This window comes from Variovorax atrisoli 110B, assembly GCF_000382045.1.
Lineage (GTDB): Bacteria > Pseudomonadota > Gammaproteobacteria > Burkholderiales > Burkholderiaceae_C > Variovorax > Variovorax atrisoli.
This window is the reverse complement of record NZ_KB907474.1, coordinates 24,794-40,484: the sequence shown is the minus strand read 5'-3', so window position 1 is coordinate 40,484 and position 15,691 is coordinate 24,794. Positions and strand designations below refer to the sequence as shown.

Sequence of the window (15,691 nt, the reverse complement as noted above, 5' to 3'; positions counted from 1 at the left end):
AGGTGCTCAACCTCATGCAGGACCTGCAGCAGCAGTTCGGCATCAGCTACCTGCTCATCAGCCACGACCTCGCGGTGGTCAACCACCTCTGCGACGAGATCTGCGTCGTCTTCAAGGGACGCATCGTCGAACGCGGCCGGCCGGCCGACCTGTTCGAGCACGCGCAGCACGAGTACACGCGCACTCTGCTTTCCGCCGTGCTGCACACGCCCTCCCGCTAGCCGGGGCGGGCTTTTCCTTCTTCCCTTTCCACACTCACCTCCAGGAACTATCGAATGTTGAAGCGACGCACACTCATGACTTCCGCCATGGCCGCGGCGATCCCGGGTGTCTTCCTGCCGCAGGCCCGTGCGCAGGCCGGCAAGAACACGCTCACGATCGGCATGCCGCTCGAACCGCCGGGCCTGGACCCGACCAGCGGCGCCGCATCGGCCATCGCGGAGATCACGCAGTACAACATCTTCGAGACGCTCACCAAGGTGAACGCCGACGGCTCGGTCACGCCGATGCTGGCGGAGAGCTGGTCGTCCTCGCCCGACATGAAGACATTCGTCTTCAAGCTGCGCAAGGGCGTGCGCTTCGAGAACGGGCAGCCCTTCAACGCGAACACGGTGAAGTTCTCGTTCGACCGCGCGGGCGGCGCCAAGAGCACGAACAAGGACAAGCGCTTCTTCAGCGAGATCGGCACGGTCGTGCTCGACGAGTACACGGTGGGCGTCAACAGCACGCTGTCCAACCCCGACCTGCCCTTCATGCTCGGCCAGTCGACCGCCTGCATCGTGGAGCCCAAGAGCGCCGAGACCAATGCCACCGCACCCGTGGGCACCGGCCCCTACAAGCTGAGCGCATGGCAGCGCGGCGCCTCGTGCACGCTGGTGAAGTCGCCGACCTATCGCGACCCGAACCTCGCGAAGACCGAGAAGTTCGTCTTCCGCTTCATGTCGGACACGGCCGCTCAGACCGCCGCGCTGCTGTCGAACGACATCGACATCTTCCCGCGCGCGGGCACGCGCTCGGTGAGCCAGTTCAAGGGGAACGCGCGCTTCCAGGTGCTGGAAGTGGGCACGCGCGGCAAGGTGATCCTGACCATCAACAACCGCAAGAAGCCGCTGGACGACGTGCGCGTGCGCCGCGCGATCCTGGCGGCCATCGACCGCAACGCGATCATCCAGGGCGCGGCAGACGGCTTCGGCAAGCCCATCGGCAGCCACTATGCGCTGGGCGCGCCGGGCTTCATCGACACCACTGCGATGAACCCCTTCGACGTGGAGAAGGCGAAGAAGCTGCTGGCCGAGGCCGGCGTGAAGACGCCGCTGGAGCTGCGCCTGCAGCTGCCGCCGCCCTCCTACGCCCGCCAGGGCGGCGAGGTGATCGCCGCGCAGCTCGCGCAGATCGGCATCAACGTGAAGATCCAGAACGTGGAATGGGCCCAGTGGCTCAGCGGCACCTTCGGCGGCGCGCACGACTTCGACCTGACCATGGTCGCCCACGTGGAGCCCTTCGACCTGGTGAAGTACACCGAGCCCGACTACTACTGGGGCTACGACTCGAAGAAGTTCCGCGACCTGTTCGTGGCCATCCAGAACGAGGAGAACAAGAAGCGCCGCGCCGACCTGCTGGCCGACGCGCAGCGCATGCTGGCGACCGACGCCGTCAACGGCTTCCTCTACCAGGCGGTGTTCCCGACCATCGCGCGCAAGGAAGTGAAGGGCCTCTGGCCGAGCATGCCGATCGTGGTGAACGACCTGGCAGCGATCTCGTGGGGTTGATGCGATGAGCACGTCGACATCGAAGCCCCTGTATGCCCTGGATGTGCAGGAACTGCACGCCGCCTACGCGGCCAGGGAACTCTCGCCGGTGGAAGTGGCGCGCTCGGTGAACGAGCGCATCGCGGCCTACGAGCCCGAGCTGCACGCGACCTGGCTGTTCCGCCCCGAGCTGGCGCTGGAGCAGGCCCGCGCGTCCGAAGCGCGCTGGCTGGCCGGCAAGCCGCTGGGCACGCTCGACGGCGTGCCCGTGACCATCAAGGACAACCTCGCGACCGAGGGCGACCCGATGCCGCTGGGCACCGCCGCCTACGACCTCGTGCCGATGACCTATGACTCGCCGCCGGCCGCGCGCCTGAAGGAGGATGGCACGGTGCTGGTCGCCAAGACCACCATGCCCGACCTGGGCATGCTGTCCTCGGGGCTGTCGAGCTTCCACGAGCTCTCGCGCAATCCGTGGGATCTGTCGCGCACGCCTGGCGGCTCGAGCGCAGGCGCCGGCGCCGCGGCCGCTGCCGGTTACGGCCCGCTGCACGTCGGCACCGACATCGGCGGCTCGCTGCGCCTGCCGGCGAGCTGGTGCGGCATCTACACGCTCAAGCCCAGCTTCGGCCGCATTCCTCTGAGTTCGCCCTACATGGGCCGCTGCGCCGGCCCGATGACCCGCACCGTGGCCGATTCGGCGCTGATGATGGCCTCGGTCGCGCAGCCCGACGACCGCGACTATTCGGAACTGCCGCCGCCCGTCATCGACTGGACGGCCTTCGAGGTCGATCCTTCGTTCATCAAGGGCAAGCGCGTCGCGCTGCACATGGACGCGGGCTGCGGCCTGCCGCTCGACCCGCAGATCGCCGAAGCCGTGCGCCGCGCAGCGAAGCTCATCGAGGCGGCCGGCGCGGTGATCGAAGAGATCCCGGCCTTCATGACGCCGAAGATGCTGCAGGGCATGGACCACTTCTGGCGCATGCGCTCGTGCATCGACATCCAGGCGATGGCGCCGGAGAAGCGCGCGAAGATCCTGCCGTACATCCGCGAATGGGCCGAGAGCGCGGCCGGCTTCTCGGGCGCGCACATCTTCGATGCCTACAGCCAGTTCATCGCCGCGCGCGCGGCGACGATCGCGGCGACCAAGGCCTACGACTTCGTGATCTCGCCGGTGTCGCCCAACATGCCCGCACCGGCCGACCACGCATCGCCGACCAACGACCCGATGCTGCCGCTGGAGCACATCGGCTTCACGGTGCCCTACAACATGTCGGAGCAGCCCGCTGCCTCGATCAACTGCGGCTATTCGGCCGAGGGCATGCCCATCGGGCTGCAGATCGCTGGGCGCCGCTTCGACGACCTGGGCGTGCTGCAGTTCAGCCGCGCCTTCGAGCAGATCCGCGAACCGCAGAAACCCTGGCCGGAACCCAGCACGTCCCGCTGACCGGCCCCCAGGAGACAAGACATCATGAACGCAGCAGCCCACTACATCGACGGACGCCACGTGCAGTCCGAAGGCAACGCCACCATCGACGTGATCGACCCGAGCGACGGCAGCAAGTTCGGCGAGATCGCGCGCGGCACCGCCGCCGACGTGGACACCGCCGTGCGCGCCGCACGCCAGGCCATGGGCGAGAACTTCGACGGCCCCTGGGGCGGCCTGACCGCGCTGCAGCGCGGCCGCCTGCTGGCCAAGCTCGGCGCCGCGGTGCTGGAGCACCACGAGGAGCTGGCCCAGCTCGAGGCACGCGACACCGGCAAGGCGCTGCGCGTGGCGCGCAACGACGCCACCGCGCTGGCCCGCTACATGGAGTACTACGCCGGCGCCTGCGACAAGCTGCACGGCGACACCCTGCCCTACGAGCGCGGCTACACCGTGCTGACGGTGCGCGTGCCGCACGGCGTGACGGGCCACATCATTCCCTGGAACTACCCGATGCAGATCGCGGGCCGCAGCGTGGGCGCCTCGCTCGCCGCGGGCAACGCCTGCGTGGTGAAGCCGGCGGAAGACGCGAGCCTGTCGCTGCTCCGCCTGGCCGAGATCGCGACCGAAGTGGGCTTTCCGGCCGGCGCGCTCAACGTGGTGACCGGCTACGGCAAGGAAGCCGGCGCCGCGCTGTGCGCACACCCGGGCATCGACCACATCTCGTTCACCGGCTCGACCATGACCGGCCGCAGCGTGGGCCTGGCCGCGGCCGAGCGCCACTGCCCGGTGACGCTGGAACTGGGCGGCAAGTCGCCGCAGATCGTGTTCGCGGATGCCGACCTCGACGCGGCCGAGCCGGTGCTGCTCAACGCCATCATCCAGAACGCAGGCCAGACCTGCTCGGCAGGCAGCCGCGTGCTGGTGGAACAGTCGGTCTATGAAGAAGTGGTGCAGCGCCTCGCCAGGCGCTTCACCGCCGTGCGCGCGGGCACGCCGGCCGAAGACCTGGACATGGGTCCGCTCATCAACGAAAAGCAGTTCCGCCAGGTGCGCGACATGGTCGCGACCGCCGAGGCCGCCGGCCTGAAGGTGGCGGCGCGCGGCACGGTGTCGCCCAACGCGTCGTCCACCGGCTACTACCAGGAGGCCGTGCTGTTCCGCGACGTGCCGCACGACAGCGACATCGCGCAGCGCGAGATCTTCGGCCCGGTGCTGGCCCTGACGCCCTTCGCCGACGAGGCCGAGGCGGTTCGCCTGGCCAACGGCACGGACTTCGGCCTGGTGGCCGGCGTGTGGACCCGCGACGGCGCGCGCCAGCTGCGCATGGCGCACAAGCTGCATTGCGGCCAGGTCTTCGTCAACAATTACGGTGCGGCGGGTGGTGTAGAACTGCCATTCGGCGGCGTGAAATCCAGCGGTTTCGGCCGCGAGAAGGGCTTCGAGGCCCTGCTCGGCTTCACGACCCTCAAGACCATCGCCATCAAGCACGGATGAAGACAACACATGACAACCACTGAACAGCAGCAAGCGCCGCGCAAGGTCGGCCTCGTCGGCGTGGGCCTGATGGGCCACGGCATCGCCAGCAACATCGTCAAGCACGGCCACCAGCTCACCGTGCTGGAGCACGCGGGCAACCAGCCCATCGACGGCCTGCTGAAGGCCGGCGCCACCTCGGTGAAGGACGTGGCCTCGCTGGCCGCGCAGGTCGACGTGCTGATCCTGTGCGTCACGGGCACGCCTCAGGTCGAGGCCGTGATGCTGGGCGACAGCGGCGCGCTCACCACGCTGCGCCCCGGCACCGTGGTCATCGACTGCTCGACGGCGGTGCCCGCCTCCACCGCGAAGGTGGCCGAGGCGGTGAGCGCCAAGGGCGGCAAGTTCATCGACGCCCCCATGACCCGCACCGCCAAGGAAGCCGCCGAAGGCCGCCTGAACCTGCTGGTGGGTGGCGACGAGCAGGTGCTGGCCTCGTGCCTGCCGCTGCTGCGCTGCTTCGCCGAGAACATCACCCATGTGGGCGGCATCGGCGCCGGCCACGCGATGAAGCTGCTGCACAACTTCGTGTCGCTGGGCACCGTGGCGCTGCTGTGCGAGGCCGCTGCCTGTGCCGAACGCGCCGGCGTGAAGCCCGACGTGTTCGTCGACGTGCTGGCCAAGGGCGGCGGCAACGGCGTGGCGCTGGAACGCGTCAAGCCCAAGCTGCTGACCGGCAGCACCGATTCGCTGAAGTTCTCGATGGCGAATGCGAAGAAGGACCTGGGCTACTACAACGACATGGCGCAGCAGTCTTCGTCGAGCCATGGCATCGCGCAGGCCGTGGATGCGCTGCTGACGCATGGGGTCGAGAAGTTCGGTGGAGACCGGATGGTTCTTGATCTCGTTGAAGCGTTGCGCTGATTCTTTGCGTCTGCCTGGCCCCGCCGCCGCCGTTGTTCGGAGCGGTCGAGGGCCGCTTTCGTTTGAGCGCGATGACGGCAAGGTCTTGGTAGTTCATCGCGCACCCTCCAATGCGGTGAGTGCGGCGTCAAGCCCGGCAAGGCCCTCGTCGAGTTCGGCTTTGGAGATCACCAGCGGCGGCGCGACGATCACCACGTTGTAGCGCCCATATGCATGCACGCCCCGGGCGAGCAGTTCTGCGTAGAAGGCCTTCATCGGCAGCGAACCGCCGGGGTGATGCCATTCCACCAGGGGTTCGCGGCTTTCACGATCCTGGACCAGTTCGATGCCGAACTGCGCCCCCATGCCGCGGATGTCGCCGATGCACGCGTGCCGCCGGGCCAGTTCGCCGAGGCCATCGCGCAGCCACCCCTCGATCTCACGGGCGCGCTCGAACAGGCCTTCCTCGATGTAGACCTTCAGCGCGGCAAGCCCGCCCGCCACCGAGAGAACATGGCCCGCGTGGGTGTGGCCGACATCGAACAGCTCCGAATCGAAGTGGCGCGCCACGCTTTCACGAACCATCACGCCACCGAGCGGGGTGTACGAGGAACTGGCCCCCTTCGCAAAGGAGATGAGATCCGGCTGCACACCGACGCGCTGTGAGCAGAATGGCGCGCCCGTGCGTCCGAAGCCCGTCATGACCTCGTCGAAGATGAGCAGGATCGCATGCCTGTCGCACAAGGCCCTGACCCCTTCGAGATAGCCGGGTGGATAGACCACCGCGCCACTGGAGCCCGTCATCGGCTCCATGAGGACAGCGGCAACGTTCTGCGCACCTTCGTGGGAGAGCACCCGCGTGAGATGGTCCAGCGCGCGCCGCGTCTCTTCAGCAGGGTCTGTGGTGAAGAAGGGGCTGCGATACGGGTAGGGCGTGAAGAACTTGACCATGCCCGGCATCGCCGGAAACGGATCTCGCCAGCGATCGATGCCGGTCATGGAGGCCGCGGCGATGGTTCCTCCGTGGTAGGAGCGGTAGGCGGTCAGGATCTTCGAGCGCCGGGTGACGAGCCTGGCGATCCTTACCGCGTCGTCGTTCGCCTCGGCGCCGCCGCACGCGAAGTGCACGCGCATCCCCTCGGCCCACGGCGAAACAGTGTCGAGGAGGTCCGCGTACTCCGCCCGCACGTCGTTGAAGTAGCTCGAAGCCACCCAGCACATGCGTTCGGCCTGATCCTGAATCGCCCTGACCACCTTCGGATGACCATGACCGAGGGAGACGGCCACATACCCGCTCGTGAGGTCGAGATAGCGTTTGCCGGTCGCGTCGTAGAAGTGGCAGCCCTTGGCGTGCGTGACCACCGGCGGATTCAGGCCGCCCTGCACGGCCCAGGGCACCAGCACCTTGCGGAAGGATGGGGCCAGCGTCTCGTTCGCCTGTCCGTGGATGCGCAGATCCATGATGAGATTCCTGTGGGTTTGGCTCAGCATGTCTGAGCCTGGTTGGTCGAGGAATCCAGAGACTAAGGATTGCGCTCCAAGCGTACAAATCAAACATTTGGCGGCTTAGGCTCAGTACGATTGAGGCATGCCGTACGAACTTCCTCCCCTTTCGACGTTGCGTGCATTCGAGGCGGCCGCACGCCACGCCAGCTTCGTGCGTGCCGGTGAAGAGCTCTTCGTCACCGCCGGCGCGGTGGGCCATCAAGTGCGGCTTCTCGAGGAATGGCTGGGGACGGCGTTGTTCGTCCGAGGTCCAAGGTCGGTGCAGATCACCGAGACGGGCCGGCGCTACCAGCTGGAGATCTCGCGCATGCTCGAGGAACTGGAGCGCGTCTCCCTTGCGGTGCGCGGCGCCGACGATGCGAAGGAGGTCACCGTGACGGCCATGCCGTCATTCGTGACCCGCTGGCTCATGCCACGGCTGGGAGACTTCCGGCAGAAGCATCCGGAGGTCGAAGTCAGGCTGCTTGCTTCGGTCCCGCCGGTGGACTTTGCACGGGACCGCGTGGACGTCGCGATACGCCTCGGCAGCGGCTCCTACCCCGAGTTGCACAGCGAGCTCCTGCTGCGCGAATCCTTCTGCGCCATTGCGCAACCGGATGTGTGTCGCGGCTGGAAGAAGATCGGTGACATCCTGCAAGCCACCTTGCTTCATGACGAGTACGAGCCGCGGATTCCACTTCAGGTGGACTGGTCCCGCTGGTGGACCGCGCAGGACGCACGCCCCTTGTCCGAGCGCCGCATCAGGCAGGGGCTGCGCTTCTCGCACACCTATCTCACGATCGACGCCGCGATCGGGGGCGAAGGCGTGGCGGTGGCTTCCGACGTTCTGGCGGCCGACGCAGTGCGCACTGGGCGGCTTGCCATCGCGCCTGGCGAGCTGGTGCCCGGCCCCTACGCCTATCACCTGCTGACGCCGCGGACGTCTGCCGTGCGACCGCAGGTCAAGTCTTTTTGCGACTGGCTGCGCGTGCAGGCGAAGGAATTTTCGGAAGCAGGCTGGCCTCGACATCCGCCTTGAGCCCGATCATGCGCACCGGTCGCCGTGACCCGGTCCGCCCGCACGCGCATCTAGCCAAGCAACATAGACACCTCGACGGCGATCAGCAGCCCGACATACACCCTGGCGTGCACCTGATCGGGAATCCGCCCGATATACGGGGTCGCCAAACGAATCCCGACGTACGAGCCGGAGACCAGGGCGAGGAATGCGCGCAGATCCACATAACCGACATACCCGCGGCCCAGGTTCGTCATCCCGCCCCAGGAAAGGGCCACGTAGGTCGCAGTCCCCGCCAAGGCAACGGGAAGCGACAGCGGGCTGGCCATGGCCGTCGCGCCGGTCATGCTTGCCCCTCTGCGGCGGAGCAAGGGAACCGTCATGACGCTACCCCCTACGCCAAGCAAGGCCGCGACCCAGCCGATGGCGACGCCCACCCATGCCGTCCGTGCCTGCGCAGGTCGGGCCGCTTGCGCTGGTTGTGAAAGAAAGCCGGGCCGAAGCCAGCAGTCCACGATGGTCAACCCCACGTAGACGACGAAAGCCCAGCGCAGCCAGCTGCCCTGCACTGCCGCCGCGGTCGCTGCGCCGAGCGCGCTGCCGATGGCGATGGAGACGAGCAGCGGCTTGATGGCCGTCCAGTCCAGCGATCCTGCGCGCTGGTGCTTCGCCGTTGCCATCGCCGACCCGAAGATCATCACGCACGTCGAGGTCGCAACCGCAATCTGCATTGCATGGGACGCCGCCGGTGCTTCGGGCCCGCGCAGGTGCGTCAGCGCCTGATAGAGCAGCGGAACCACCACGAAGCCGCCGCCGAAACCGAAGAGCACCGTGGTCACGCCGGCGAGCGTGCCGCAGGCGGCAAGCCAGAAATAGAGTTCCATCGCAATCCGTCCTTCAAGATCAGTGAGGCTACGGAACCCCGTTCTGTCTGGCTTTCGAAGCTTGGACAACGATGTTCGCGTTTCAGCCAATAATGACCGTCGATGAGAAACGTACCGTTGGACAGCGTCGATGCGATCGAGCGCGATGTGCTTGCGATAGGCACCGACTACGCGCCTGGGACGCTTCTGGAGATGCATCACCATCGGCGAGCGCAATTCCTCTATGGCGCGACGGGCCTGATGGAAGTCGGCACGGATGACGGCGCGTGGGTCGTACCCCCGCATTGCGGAGTCTGGATCCCGGCGAACAAGCCGCACCGCGTGCGCATGGTTGGGGTCAGCACTCGAAGCCTCTACATCGAACCGAGTGCGGCGCCACGCGAGGGATCTCGCTGCGAAGTGCTGCTCGTCTCGCCCCTCTTGCGGCAGTTGCTGCTGGAGGCGACGCAGGCGCAGGCCCTCTATGGAGAGCACGACAGGGACGGCCTGGTCATGCGCCTCGCACTCGCGGAGATCGCGCGCGCGGCCACGCTACCTATCTTCGCGCCCTTGCCCAAGGACGGCATGCTCCATCGGTTGTGCGTGGAGTTTCTCTACGCACCCAGCATCCGCGCGACTGCCGGGGATTGGGCGGTGCAGCTGCACCGGAGCGAGCGCACCTTCACGCGGTTCTTCCGCGCCGAGACGGGCATGCCCTTTGGAGAGTGGCGCCAGCATGCCTGCCTGATCTCGGCGCTTTCCAGATTGGCCGAGGGGCAACCGGTCACAGCCGTCGCGCTCGAGCTCGGCTACGACAGTCCTGGCGCGTTCTCGACGATGTTCCGGCGCCGCCTGGGCTTCAGTCCGTCGAGCATTTCGCATTCGATGATGGGAGATTCGACACCCGAGCCGGTTGGGTGAAGCAGTTTCTTCGCCATCCGCATCCTTCGACCTTGCTTGCAGCCGGCCGTATGGCCACCACGCTGTATGCCAGCAAGAGGCTGCCGCAATGCCTCTCGCGCCTACGAGGTTCTCGACGGCGTTGCTCGTCCGGAGTCCTTCGGAGCCAGCTCGCTCAGCCGGGACAAGAACAGCTTGAGGATCGGTGAAGCGTTGGATCGGCTTCCGTGCGCTGCGTCGCTGGTACGACGCTGTCTCGATGCGCCCCAGCGCAGCGGCTTGAACAAAGCTCGCTCCGCATCTCGAGAAGCGCTCGCCTTGCCCGATGCCTTGAGCACAGTCGCCCCGCCGGAGCTGGTGCCGACGGGGCGGCTTCGCCTCTGGCTCGCCGCCCTGCCGGGTGGCGCGCCAGCGGCATGGTCCAAGTCACCCGCTCATCGCTTTCCATCTCCCCACTTCTCGGCCCAATCCGCCAGCGGCTTCAAAGCCTTCGAAAGCCGTCTCCCCTCGTCCGTCAGCCGATAGCCCCCCTCGGCATGCTCGACAAGGCCGGCCTCCCTCAGCTCGGTGAGCCGCGTGTTGAGCAACCGGGTGTTTGTCTCGCAAGCATCCTGCAATGCCCTGAAGGTCAGCGGGTCTCCGCGAAGCTCCCAGAGCACGCGCAGCGCGGTGCGTCGACCCAGCAGGTCCAGGGCGACCATGAGGGGGCGGCCGGTGGTGGAACCGCGAACAGATTGACCGATGCGGGGTGTCGTCATGCTTTACTTTATACAGCAACAAGCCTACGATGACGCCGTCTTGGAGTCAGGAACCTGCATGTCCGCACGCATCGATCCAGCAACGCCGCCATTTGCCGAGCACATTTTTGGGCCGCTCGACAGGCTGATGAAGGGACAGCCCCCTCTACGGCTGTTCACGACGTTGGCGCGCGACCCTCGTCTGTTTCAGAAGTTCTTTGCCGGCGGGCTGCTGGACAAGGGCAACTTGAGCGTCCGGCAGCGCGAGATCGTGATCCACCGAACAACGGCGCTGTGCAGATCCGAATATGAATGGGGCATCCACGTCACGGTCTTCTCGAAGCTTGCGGGCCTGACGCCGGAGCAGGTTCAGGCGACCGTCACGGATTCGGCGAACGAAGCCTGCTGGTCGGTCGAGGAACGGGTTCTTCTGCGTCTGTGCGACTCCCTGCACGAGCACTCCGACATCGACGACGGACTCTGGAGCGAGTTGCGAAAGTACTTCGCCGAAGAAGCCGTCATCGAGCTGCTGATGCTGGCCGGCTTCTATCGCACCGTCAGCTATCTCACGAACGGACTGCGCCTGCCCCTGGAAGAGACGGGCGCACGATTCCCGGCTTGAGGCTGCTTCTGGCCGAACCGCGGCCGCAAGGACCAACGTGCAACAACAGGAGAAATCTCGATGATCAAGGTCAGTGTCATGTACCCGTACGCCATCGGCGCGCGGTTCGATCACGCCTACTACCGCGAGAGGCATATGCCGATGATGAAGCGGCTGCTCGGCGATGCATGCCTCTACTACACGGTGGACAAGGGCATCTCGGGGCGTGCTCCCGGCAGCGACCCTGTCTACGCAGCAAAGTGCGATTTCATCTGCACTTCCGCCGAAGCTTACCGGGCGGCCTCCGGCGAGCACCAGCAGGAGATCATCGATGACATCCCCAAGTACACGGACATTCGGCCGGTCGTGCAGATCAGCGAAGTGGTGGTAGAGCGTTCGGAAGTTTGATCGAGGAGCGAATGTCGCCAGGCACCGCATCCACGCGAGCGATTCGTGGAATGGAGCGTTCGAGGGGCTTGCCTTGGCGGCAGCGTCTTGCCGGGACATCGGGTGCAGCGACGTATGGCCGTCGGCATGCTGGCCCCAGACATCCGATTCGGACTCAGGGAGCGAAGACCTCGGGATGGGTATAGCGCCAGGCACCGACGCAACCGATCAGGCAAACGGTGTGGCTGATCATCGTGCTCTCGCGCCCCTGGCTGGCGAACATGACCGCGATGTTCTGGTGCTGCTTGCGCCAGGCCAGAACCCTGCCGGAGAAACCGGGCCGGTCATGCTCCTCGTCCAGGTCCGGCCGGCCATGCGCGTCGATGCAATCCTGCGGTGTCGAGCCGATGGCGAGGCCCATCGGGAGCGGGCCCGGAAATGGCGTCTTGATCCTGTCGTCCGATCCGGGCGCGAGGAACTGCACGGACCCGATGAACCATCCCTCTTCATCCGGGTAGTTCGATCCCGTCAGCCCGTTCAGTTTCTGCGCCTGGTAGATATCGATGCGCACGGACGCCTTGGGTATCCAGATGACCTCCTCGCTCGAGGAGAAGGCGCCGAGGCCTGAAACCCTCTTGACGCCCAGGGAGCCCAGCACATCTCGGACCTTCCTGCTGTCGAAAGGCTGGCCGATCATGGCGACCAGCTGCTCTGATATTTCTTTCACGCGAGACCTCTGCTTCGTACGCTGCGATTGGCCGGCGGCCAGGAGATGGCGCGGGATCATAGTGGATGGAGACGCATGGAATCCCTTGCTCTCCATCGCGCGGTTCATGCCCTCAAGGCCTTCACCTGCGCACGAAGCGGCAGCACCTCAGTAGCCGAGTTCGCGGGACACCAGCCCGGACACGGTGCGACCCGCAAGGTAGGCTTCGATCTTGGATGCGATCTGAGCCACCGTCTCGCGACGACCGGTCTGCGCCGCGATGTGCGGGGTCACGCTGATGCGCGGATGGCTCCAGAAGGGGTGATCCTTGGGCAGCGGCTCCGTCCGGAACACGTCCAGCACGGCGCTTTCCACGTGGCCGGATGCCATCACATCCAGCAGGTCCTCCTCGACCAGGTGCTCGCCGCGCCCCACATTGATCAGGTGGGCGGGTGCCTTCAGCCGGCCCAACGTCCGCGCATTGAGGATGCCCGAGGTTTCCGATGTCAGCGGAAGGATGTTCACCACGATGCGGCTGCGCGCAAGGAAGGCATCCATCTGCGACTGACCGCCGAACACCTCGACCCCCTCCAGCGGCTGCCCGCTGCGCGACCATCCCGCCACGGCATAGTCCAGCTGCGCAAGCGTGGTCGCAATCTTTCGGCCGATGACGCCCATGCCCAGCACGCCGACCGGAAACTCGCGCCGATCGATCGCCGTCAGTTGATGCCAGTGGCGGTCCGCCTCCTGCTCGGCATACCGGTCGAGCTGGCGCACGATCCTGGAGACGGCATGCACCACATATTCGGCGATCTGGGCCGACATGCCGCCGTCTTCCAGGCGGTACAGCGCCAAAGAACTGGGGAAGGCCGGGTTGCGCAGCAGCGCATCGACGCCGGCGCCCAGGTTGAAGACAGCGCGCAGGCCCGGCTCGCGGGCGTACAGGGCGTCCGGGGGCTGGAAGATCACCGCCAGTTCCGCGCCCTGCGTGGGCATGTCCTCCCGCCAGTGGATGAACTCCACGGCCGGAAGCGCGGCCTGGAAATCAGCGAGGAAATCCGCCGTGTGAAGCGGATGCGTGCTGCAGAAAAGAACTTTCATGGTGCTGCGAATGGTGGATCTTGTCGAAAGGCGGATCACGGCTGCCGCGGTGGCTGCTCACCGATCGGTGGCGTCGAGCGGCATGCACCCGCGCGGAGGCCGGGCTCAGAAAATCTTTCCGGGATTCATCAGGTGATTGGGGTCGAGCGCCTGCTTGATCCGCATCATCAGTTCGTACTCGACGGCGGGCTTGTAGCGCCGCAACTCGTCGCGTCGAAGCTGTCCCACGCCGTGCTCGGCACTGATGCTTCCCTCGTACTGGTCGACCAGGTCGTGCACCACGCGATTGAATTCGACCAGGCGGGCATCGCGGGCCGCACTGGGGGTGTCCGGTGGCAGCAGCACGTTGTAGTGCAGGTTCCCGTCGCCCAGGTGGCCGAAGTTGACGATGCGCACATCGGGCGCGAGCCGGCGCAGGGCTTCGTCGGCACGAGGCACGAAGTCGGCCACCGCGGAAATCGGCAGGGAGATGTCGTGCTTGATCGCCCAGCCCGCGCGCACCTGCGCCTGCGAGATGCCATCGCGCAGATTCCAGAAGTCCCGAGTCTGCGCATGCGTGGCGCTGAGCGCGACACCGCTGACCAGCCCGGCCTGCAGCGCGTCGCCCAGCACTTCTTCCAGTTGCGCGTCCAGACCCGAGGCGCAGGTATCGGACAGCTCGACAAGCGCATGGAACCCGTGACGGCCGGCCAGCGGTGCGCGTGTGCCGGGCACATGCGCGAGCACCAGCGACAGGGATGCTTCGGACATCATCTCGAAGGCCGCCAGCCGTTCCCCGCACCGCTCGCGCAGCGCGGCCAGGAGCTTGACCAACGAACCCAGGCGGTCCGCGCCCACCCACGCCGTCGCCGTCGATATCGGCCGTGGCAGCAGCTTCAGAACGGCGGCCGTGATCACGCCCAGCGTTCCTTCGGAGCCGATCATGATCTGCCGCAGATCGAAGCCGCTGTTGTCCTTTCGCAGCCCGCGCAAGCCGTTCCAGGTCCGGCCATCGGGCAGCACCACTTCCAGGCCCAGCGCAAGCTCGCGCATGTTCCCGTAGCGCAGCGCGGCAATGCCGCCCGCATTGGTGGCCAGGTTGCCGCCGATGGTGCAGCTGCCTTCGGAACCCAGGCTCAGCGGGAAGAAGCGGTTGGCGTCCTGCGCGGCTTGCCGGACCTGGGCCAGCAGCACGCCCGCTTCGACCACCAGCGTGTTGTTGAGCGGATCGACTACACGGATGCGATTCATGCGACCCGTGCTCAGGATGACCTGTGCCCCGCTGGCGTCAGGCGTCGCGCCGCCGCTCATGCCGGTGTTGCCGCCCTGCGTGACGACCGGCGTGTGCGTCTCGTGGCACACCCGCATCACGGCCGCCGTCTGCGCCGTGTCGGCCGGGCGAGCGACGAGCGAGGCACGCCCGTGCCATTTGCCGAGCCAATCGCTCAGGTAGGGCGACTGCGCCTGTGCGTCCTGCACCAGGCCTTCGTCGCCCAGGATGGCGTGCAGCCGCCGGTGCAGGTCGGGATGCGGCGCGGCAGTCCTTGCCCGCGGCTCGAGGAGAACCGAATTCATCGCCGGCGCTGTCCCGGATGGCTGCGCGCGCTCACCAGCCAAGCAGGACACGGCCCAATGCCATCGCGGTGGCCGCTTGCGTGGGTTCGACCACGGGCAGGCCGCAGGCCTCGGCCAGGGGCGCCCGGAATCCGGCCATGCCGGCGCAGCCCATCACCAGCACGTGCGCGCCGCGTTCGTCGCGCAGCCGCCGGCCTGCGTCGATCATGGCCGCCAGCGTGGCTTCGCGGTCGGCAAGCGCAGACACGCCCCGCCCGATCGCGATCTCCCCCACGCAGCGCTGCGAGATGCCCATGGCCCCCCACGCACGCAAGTGACGCGGGATGGAGCCCGGCAGGATGGCGATCACGCCGAAGTGGTGGCCCAGGGTGAGCGCCGTGAGCACGGCCGACTCGCTGATGCCGAGCACCGGCACGGCGACGCGCTCGCGCAGTTGTGCCACACCCGGGTCGCTGAAGCAGGCCACCACGAAGCCGGCCGCGTCGGCCTCATGCCGCACGGCAAAGTCGTTGACGGCCAGGGCCGCGCCGTCCACGTGCGCCTGGGTTTCCACGCCGGGCGGGCCGGCTTCCAGGGTCACGCATCGGATCTCGGGCCCGCCCGCGCGCCGCAACGGCTCGACGGCTGCGCTGAGCTGCGCGGTGACGTCTGCGTTGCTGTTGGGGTTGATGACGTAGAGGGTGCGTGACATGGCGGGCAGTGATAGCGGACAGCGGGTTGCGGCGTGAGGAAAGTCTAGGCCGCGGGCTGGGGCATGGCACTTGCTAAGTTGTCGGTCACCCTTAA

Annotated in this window: 15 protein-coding genes and 1 pseudogene; 9 read left to right on the top strand and 7 right to left on the bottom strand. The window is 66.8% G+C overall.

Translation table 11 applies throughout. The annotated features are described in order from the left end of the window. The 5 genes and pseudogenes from G369_RS0134060 to G369_RS0134040 form a co-directional block, all read left to right on the top strand. Positions 1–221, top strand: a pseudogene (locus G369_RS0134060) (peptide ABC transporter ATP-binding protein); the annotation flags it as partial. A gap of 54 nt (positions 222–275) precedes the next feature. Next, positions 276–1,769, top strand: coding sequence for an ABC transporter substrate-binding protein (locus G369_RS0134055; RefSeq protein WP_019658554.1), 1,494 nt, complete (start codon positions 276–278; stop codon positions 1,767–1,769). A 4-nt stretch (positions 1,770–1,773) separates the two neighbouring features. Then, positions 1,774–3,195, top strand: coding sequence for an amidase (locus G369_RS0134050; protein ID WP_019658553.1), 1,422 nt, complete (start codon positions 1,774–1,776; stop codon positions 3,193–3,195). Positions 3,196–3,219: 24 nt separating this feature from the next. Then, positions 3,220–4,671, top strand: a complete 1,452-nt coding sequence (locus G369_RS0134045; RefSeq protein ID WP_019658552.1) for an aldehyde dehydrogenase family protein — start codon at positions 3,220–3,222, stop codon at positions 4,669–4,671. Positions 4,672–4,680: 9 nt separating this feature from the next. After that, complete coding sequence (locus tag G369_RS0134040; RefSeq protein WP_019658551.1) at positions 4,681–5,574, top strand: NAD(P)-dependent oxidoreductase; 894 nt, start codon at positions 4,681–4,683, stop codon at positions 5,572–5,574. Positions 5,575–5,667: 93 nt separating this feature from the next. On the opposite strand, the gene G369_RS0134035 is transcribed toward G369_RS0134040, so the two are convergent. After that, positions 5,668–7,014 carry an aminotransferase class III-fold pyridoxal phosphate-dependent enzyme gene (locus G369_RS0134035; RefSeq protein WP_020723451.1) on the bottom strand — a complete coding sequence of 449 codons (1,347 nt, stop codon included), beginning with the start codon at positions 7,012–7,014 and terminating at the stop codon, positions 5,668–5,670. A gap of 127 nt (positions 7,015–7,141) precedes the next feature. On the opposite strand from G369_RS0134035, the gene gcvA reads away from it, so the two are divergent. Further along, entirely contained in the window at positions 7,142–8,077 is a 936-nt protein-coding gene (gene gcvA / locus G369_RS0134030; protein WP_019658549.1) for a transcriptional regulator GcvA, read from the top strand. A gap of 50 nt (positions 8,078–8,127) precedes the next feature. Here the strand turns inward: gcvA and G369_RS0134025 are convergent, their stop codons facing one another. Continuing rightward, a complete protein-coding gene (locus tag G369_RS0134025) occupies positions 8,128–8,940 on the bottom strand; it encodes a sulfite exporter TauE/SafE family protein (protein ID WP_019658548.1) in 813 nt (270 codons plus the stop codon). Between the two features lie 102 nt (positions 8,941–9,042). On the opposite strand from G369_RS0134025, the gene G369_RS36805 reads away from it, so the two are divergent. Continuing rightward, a complete protein-coding gene (locus G369_RS36805) occupies positions 9,043–9,840 on the top strand; it encodes an AraC family transcriptional regulator (RefSeq protein ID WP_019658547.1) in 798 nt (265 codons plus the stop codon). A gap of 413 nt (positions 9,841–10,253) precedes the next feature. Here the strand turns inward: G369_RS36805 and G369_RS0134015 are convergent, their stop codons facing one another. Beyond that, positions 10,254–10,577, bottom strand: a complete 324-nt coding sequence (locus G369_RS0134015; RefSeq protein WP_019658546.1) for a winged helix-turn-helix transcriptional regulator — start codon at positions 10,575–10,577, stop codon at positions 10,254–10,256. Positions 10,578–10,635: 58 nt separating this feature from the next. On the opposite strand from G369_RS0134015, the gene G369_RS0134010 reads away from it, so the two are divergent. Further along, positions 10,636–11,178, top strand: coding sequence for a carboxymuconolactone decarboxylase family protein (locus tag G369_RS0134010; protein WP_026346862.1), 543 nt, complete (start codon positions 10,636–10,638; stop codon positions 11,176–11,178). 60 nt (positions 11,179–11,238) lie between these two features. Then, on the top strand, positions 11,239–11,565 hold the full coding sequence (locus G369_RS0134005; protein ID WP_019658544.1) for an EthD family reductase: 327 nt from the start codon (positions 11,239–11,241) through the stop codon (positions 11,563–11,565). A gap of 154 nt (positions 11,566–11,719) precedes the next feature. Here the strand turns inward: G369_RS0134005 and G369_RS0134000 are convergent, their stop codons facing one another. From G369_RS0134000 to G369_RS0133985, 4 genes are all read right to left on the bottom strand, one after another. Next, positions 11,720–12,379 (bottom strand): hypothetical protein, encoded by a 660-nt coding sequence (locus G369_RS0134000; protein ID WP_019658543.1) that lies wholly within the window; start codon positions 12,377–12,379, stop codon positions 11,720–11,722. Between the two features lie 39 nt (positions 12,380–12,418). After that, entirely contained in the window at positions 12,419–13,351 is a 933-nt protein-coding gene (locus G369_RS0133995) for a 2-hydroxyacid dehydrogenase (protein WP_019658542.1), read from the bottom strand. Positions 13,352–13,456: 105 nt separating this feature from the next. Beyond that, positions 13,457–14,905, bottom strand: a complete 1,449-nt coding sequence (locus G369_RS0133990) for an FAD-binding oxidoreductase (protein WP_019658541.1) — start codon at positions 14,903–14,905, stop codon at positions 13,457–13,459. A 31-nt stretch (positions 14,906–14,936) separates the two neighbouring features. Further along, positions 14,937–15,596 carry an aspartate/glutamate racemase family protein gene (locus G369_RS0133985; RefSeq protein WP_019658540.1) on the bottom strand — a complete coding sequence of 220 codons (660 nt, stop codon included), beginning with the start codon at positions 15,594–15,596 and terminating at the stop codon, positions 14,937–14,939. Positions 15,597–15,691: the final 95 nt, after the last annotated feature.

Excerpts from the sequence above, each read along its gene's own strand:
- G369_RS0134055 (WP_019658554.1), top strand. The coding sequence starts at position 276 with ATGTTGAAGCGACGCACACTCATGACTTCCGCCATGGCCGCGGCGATC.
- G369_RS0134050 (WP_019658553.1), top strand. The coding sequence starts at position 1,774 with ATGAGCACGTCGACATCGAAGCCCCTGTATGCCCTGGATGTGCAGGAA.
- G369_RS0134045 (WP_019658552.1), top strand. The coding sequence starts at position 3,220 with ATGAACGCAGCAGCCCACTACATCGACGGACGCCACGTGCAGTCCGAA.
- G369_RS0134040 (WP_019658551.1), top strand. The coding sequence starts at position 4,681 with ATGACAACCACTGAACAGCAGCAAGCGCCGCGCAAGGTCGGCCTCGTC.
- G369_RS0134035 (WP_020723451.1), bottom strand. The coding sequence starts at position 7,014 with ATGGATCTGCGCATCCACGGACAGGCGAACGAGACGCTGGCCCCATCC.
- gcvA (WP_019658549.1), top strand. The coding sequence starts at position 7,142 with ATGCCGTACGAACTTCCTCCCCTTTCGACGTTGCGTGCATTCGAGGCG.
- G369_RS0134025 (WP_019658548.1), bottom strand. The coding sequence starts at position 8,940 with ATGGAACTCTATTTCTGGCTTGCCGCCTGCGGCACGCTCGCCGGCGTG.
- G369_RS36805 (WP_019658547.1), top strand. The coding sequence starts at position 9,043 with ATGAGAAACGTACCGTTGGACAGCGTCGATGCGATCGAGCGCGATGTG.
- G369_RS0134015 (WP_019658546.1), bottom strand. The coding sequence starts at position 10,577 with ATGACGACACCCCGCATCGGTCAATCTGTTCGCGGTTCCACCACCGGC.
- G369_RS0134010 (WP_026346862.1), top strand. The coding sequence starts at position 10,636 with ATGTCCGCACGCATCGATCCAGCAACGCCGCCATTTGCCGAGCACATT.
- G369_RS0134005 (WP_019658544.1), top strand. The coding sequence starts at position 11,239 with ATGATCAAGGTCAGTGTCATGTACCCGTACGCCATCGGCGCGCGGTTC.
- G369_RS0134000 (WP_019658543.1), bottom strand. The coding sequence starts at position 12,379 with ATGAACCGCGCGATGGAGAGCAAGGGATTCCATGCGTCTCCATCCACT.
- G369_RS0133995 (WP_019658542.1), bottom strand. The coding sequence starts at position 13,351 with ATGAAAGTTCTTTTCTGCAGCACGCATCCGCTTCACACGGCGGATTTC.
- G369_RS0133990 (WP_019658541.1), bottom strand. The coding sequence starts at position 14,905 with ATGAATTCGGTTCTCCTCGAGCCGCGGGCAAGGACTGCCGCGCCGCAT.
- G369_RS0133985 (WP_019658540.1), bottom strand. The coding sequence starts at position 15,596 with ATGTCACGCACCCTCTACGTCATCAACCCCAACAGCAACGCAGACGTC.